We start from the raw sequence: 4,373 nt of genomic DNA on the forward strand, positions 1-4,373 counted from the left end.
GTGCTGTGACCAAGGGCACGGGGCCCGCCCGCGTTAGCGACGGTTAACCTGCTCCCCATGACCGTAACCCTCGAAGTAAGCGACAACGTCGGCACGATCCGGCTGGACCGCCCGCCCATGAACGCCCTGGACGTCGCCGTCCAGGACCGGCTGCGCGAGCTCGCCGAGGAGGCCGGCCGGCGCGACGACGTGCGGGCGGTGATCCTCTACGGCGGCGAGAAGGTGTTCGCGGCCGGCGCGGACATCAAGGAGATGCAGGCGATGGACCACACGGCGATGGTCGTGCGTTCCCGGGCGCTGCAGGAGTCCTTCACCGCTGTGGCACGCATCCCCAAGCCCGTGGTCGCGGCCGTCACCGGCTACGCCCTGGGCGGCGGCTGCGAACTGGCCCTCTGCGCGGACTTCAGGATCGCCGCGCACGACGCGAAGCTGGGCCAGCCGGAGATCCTGCTGGGGCTCATCCCCGGCGCCGGCGGCACCCAGCGCCTGGCCCGGCTGGTGGGCCCGTCCAAGGCCAAGGACCTGATCTTCACGGGCCGTCAGGTGAAGGCCGAGGAGGCCCTGGCGATCGGACTGGTGGACCGTGTGGTGCCCGCCGCCGAGGTGTACGAGCAGGCGCACGCCTGGGCCGCCCGGCTGGCCCGCGGGCCCGCGCTGGCGCTGCGTGCCGCCAAGGAGTCCGTCGACGCGGGGCTGGAGACGGACATCGACACGGGGCTCACGATCGAGCGGAACTGGTTCGCGGGCCTTTTCGCCACGGAGGACCGGGAGCGCGGCATGCGCAGCTTCGTGGAGGAGGGCCCGGGCAAGGCCAAATTTGTCTGACCGAGCGTGAGTTACGTACACAGGCACGCGTGTTCATCCGTGCGGGCGGATTAGCTGGACCTTAAGAAAACCTTAAGGCCCGGCGTCCGCCTCGCGCGTGCAATTACCCGACCCTACTCCGTCGCCGCAGGTGGGCATGGCTGAACGGACCTCCGTTCTGCCTCTGGCATATGCCGGAGAACCGGCGCGGAATGACTGGTTCCGGGAAGGGGATTCTGCCGGAACGGTCACAGAGAGCGTTCTGTGCGGCCATGATGGTGAGCATGGCGGGCCTCGAGGGTGTGGAACAGCCGCCGCGCAGCAGCGCTGCAGCGGCACGCTTGACGTCTGTCGTTGAAGACGAACAGGCGTTCAGGGCACTGGAGTTGTTCGGAAATCCGACGGAGGGCGAAGTCCGGCTGCCCTCCCGTCCCGAGTCCGCGGCCACCGCCCGCCGGATCACCTCGTGCGTCATGCTGCGCCAGTGGCAGCTCCCCCCGCAGACCGCCGAGTACGGAGTGCTACTGGTCTCCGAGCTCGTGGGCAACGCTGTGCGGCACACCGGGGCGCGGGTCTTCGGTCTGCGGATGCTGCGCCGTCGCGGATGGGTCCGGATCGAGGTGCGCGACCCCTCGCGTGGGCTCCCGTGTCTGATGCCCGTCCGTGAGATGGACGTGAGCGGGCGGGGTCTGTTCCTGGTGGACAAGCTCTCCGACCGGTGGGGCGTGGATCTCTTACCGCGCGGGAAGACCACCTGGTTCGAGATGCGCACCACCGACCGCTGACACGCAGAAGCCCCCGGTCGGCCTGGGTGTGGCTCGTCGGGGGCTTCTGAGGGGGCCGTGGAATGGGGGGTGTGTCCACGGCCGCACAGGGGACCTGGCTCGGGTCGGAGGAGGTCGCTTCCCCGACTATGGCAGACGGGCGACGCCGGAGACAAAGCCGTAAAACGGTCATTTAGTGCGCTGCGGTCCATTTGGGTTATGAATCGCAGGTGTGATGGGTCACTCGCCTGGCATTCTTTACATTTTCTTCAGATTCACTGCGTGATTCATCGATTACCGCCTGGAAGTAGCCACGCCCGGCCACCCCCGTATTTCCGCTCATTCCGCCTTAATGTGTCTTGGGTCTCGGGGATACAGAACCCGAACCGACCCGCGAGGTGGACGGCCATGAACGGTCGCTGGACACCGGTGCCCCGCCGTGGCGCCCTGCGTACGGCAGCCGGAGCCCTCCTGGCAGGCACCGCGGCAGCGGGCTGCGCACAGGACGGGGCCCCGCCGTCGCCGGCCCGGAAGGCACAGAACGGCGACAGCACCCGCGACGGCGCGCAGAACGCCCAGAAGGGCCACGGCGCCGTAGGTCCGGCCGCCGCCCCGCGCCGCTTCCCGGGGCAGCCGGTCCAGGTCGAGCACGGTCCCCGCGGTCGCCCCCGCGTCGCCCTCACCTTCCACGGCCAGGGCGATCCCACCCTGGCCCGCGCCGTCCTCGGCGAAGCCGAGCGGGCCGGCGCCCGGCTCACCGTCCTGGCCGTCGGCAGCTGGCTCGACCAGCACCCCGGCATGGCCCGCCGGATCCTGGACGGCGGCCACGACCTCGGCAACCACACCGAGAGCCACCTCGACATCAACGCGATGGACGAGGCAAGGGCGTACGAGGAGATCACCGGCTGCGCCCGGCGCCTGCGCCGGCTCACCGGTTCCATCGGCACATGGTTCAGGCCCTCGCGCGCCCGGTACGCCACCCCACTCGTCCAGGACCTCGCCCGCCGGGCCGGATACCCGCACGTCCTGTCCTACGACGTGGACTCCCTCGACTTCACCTCGCCCGGGGTCGCCGCCGTCACCCGCAAGGTCGCCGGCGAGCTCCGCAACGGCTCGGTGGTGAGCCTGCACTTCGGCTACCGGGACACCATCGCCGCACTGCCCCTCCTCCTCACCGAAATCGACCGGCGCCAACTGCGCGCGGTGACCACCACGGAGCTGTTGACCTGATGCCTCCCTCCCCGCGCGCCCTCACCGCCGCCGCCCTGCTCGTCGCCGCGCTCGCCGCCTGCGCCGCCCCCGCGGACCACGCACGGCCCGAGCCCTCCCGTACCGAGGCCGCCGCCCCGCCCGACCGGCCGGCGCCCCCGCCCGGGCTGCCCGGGATGCCTCCCGTGCTCGACCCGAAGAACGTCTACGCGGCGGACCGCGCCGGAAAGCTGGCCCCGGCCGTCAAGGACTTCCCCTCCCGGATCTACGTCCCCAACACCAACTCCAACACGGTGACGGTGATCGACCCGGCGACGTACAAGGTCGTCGAGACCATTCCCGTCGGCAACCAGCCGCAGCACGTCGTGCCCTCCTGGGACCTGAAGACGCTCTGGGTCAACAACGACCTCGGCGACAGCCTCACCGCCATCGATCCGGCCACGGGGAAGGCCGGCCGGACGCTCGACGTCTCCGATCCGTACAACCTCTACTTCACCCCGAACGGCAAGTACGCCGTCGTCATGGCCTCGATGGACCGCGAGCTGGTCTTCCGCGACCCGCACACCATGAAGGTCGCGAAGACGCTGCCCGTGGACTGCGCGGGGGTCAACCACGCGGACTTCTCGGCGGACGGCCGGTACTTCATCGTCTCCTGCGAGTTCTCCGGCGAACTGCTCAAGGTCGACACGGAGAAGATGGAGGTCGTCGGACAGCAGAGGCTGCCGAAGCAGGGAGCGATGCCGCAGGACGTGAAGCTCTCCCCGGACGGCTCGACCTTCTACATCGCCGACATGATGGCGCACGGCATGTGGGTGCTCGACGGCAAGACGTTCACCACGCCGAAGCTGCTGCCGACCGGCGAGGGCGCCCACGGGCTCTATGTCAGCCGTGACTCCAAGGAGATGTACATCTCCAACCGGGGCGAGGGCTCCGTGTCCGTCTTCGACTTCGCCAGGAAGGAGCTCACCGCGAAGTGGCGCCTCCCCGACGGCGGCAGCCCCGACATGGGTGGCGTCTCGGCCGACGGCAAGGTGCTCTGGCTCTCCGGGCGCTACGACGCCGAGGTGTACGCGATCGACACCTCCAGCGGCAAGCAGCTGGCCAGGATCCCGGTCGGCAGCGGCCCGCACGGACTGGCGGTCTACCCGCAGCCGGGCCGCTACTCGCTCGGCCACACCGGCGTCTTCCGCTGACGGGAACCGGGGGCCCGGCAGTGCGCCGTCGCCCGCCGGACCAGCCGCCCGGACTGCCGGATAATCTGACCTTCGTCAACGACGCTTAACGAAGGGGCGGAACAGTGGCGGACATCGAGTCGGCACGCAAGGCATTCGAGCGCTTCGACCAGAACAACGACGGCAGCATCACGGCCGCCGAGTACAAGAGCGCGATGGCGCAGCTCGGTGACCCCTACGTCACCGAGACCGTGGCGCAGGCCGTCATCAACGCCCACGACACCAACGGTGACGGCGAGCTCACGTTCGACGAGTTCTGGGCCTCGCAGAACAAGGCCTGACCCGCACCGGACCGGCAGGTGCCGGCCCGGTGCGGTGGGCGGCCCGGCTACTTGAGGTGGACCAGGCCGTCGGTGGTGAGGGT

5 protein-coding genes are annotated in these 4,373 nt (G+C 69.8%); all 5 read left to right on the top strand.

All coding sequences use genetic code 11. The annotated features are described in order from the left end of the window. The first annotated feature begins 57 nt into the window (after nucleotides 1-57). The gene (locus ACFWFI_RS41365) at nucleotides 58-825 is read left to right on the top strand and encodes an enoyl-CoA hydratase/isomerase family protein (RefSeq protein ID WP_387400903.1); all 768 of its coding nucleotides are present in this window, start codon (nucleotides 58-60) and stop codon (nucleotides 823-825) included. A gap of 251 nt (nucleotides 826-1,076) precedes the next feature. Beyond that, complete coding sequence (locus ACFWFI_RS41370; RefSeq protein WP_387400905.1) at nucleotides 1,077-1,589, top strand: ATP-binding protein; 513 nt, start codon at nucleotides 1,077-1,079, stop codon at nucleotides 1,587-1,589. Between the two features lie 387 nt (nucleotides 1,590-1,976). Continuing rightward, complete coding sequence (locus ACFWFI_RS41375; protein WP_387400907.1) at nucleotides 1,977-2,798, top strand: polysaccharide deacetylase family protein; 822 nt, start codon at nucleotides 1,977-1,979, stop codon at nucleotides 2,796-2,798. Further along, complete coding sequence (locus tag ACFWFI_RS41380; protein ID WP_387400909.1) at nucleotides 2,798-3,970, top strand: YVTN family beta-propeller repeat protein; 1,173 nt, start codon at nucleotides 2,798-2,800, stop codon at nucleotides 3,968-3,970. The genes ACFWFI_RS41375 and ACFWFI_RS41380 overlap by 1 nt, the downstream gene beginning before the upstream one ends. A gap of 104 nt (nucleotides 3,971-4,074) precedes the next feature. Beyond that, nucleotides 4,075-4,290: an EF-hand domain-containing protein gene (locus ACFWFI_RS41385; protein ID WP_387400911.1), complete on the top strand. Its 216-nt coding sequence runs from the start codon at nucleotides 4,075-4,077 to the stop codon at nucleotides 4,288-4,290. The last annotated feature ends 83 nt before the right edge of the window (nucleotides 4,291-4,373 follow it).

This window comes from Streptomyces sp. NPDC060209 (assembly GCF_042728155.1).
Taxonomy (GTDB): Bacteria; Actinomycetota; Actinomycetes; order Streptomycetales; family Streptomycetaceae; genus Streptomyces.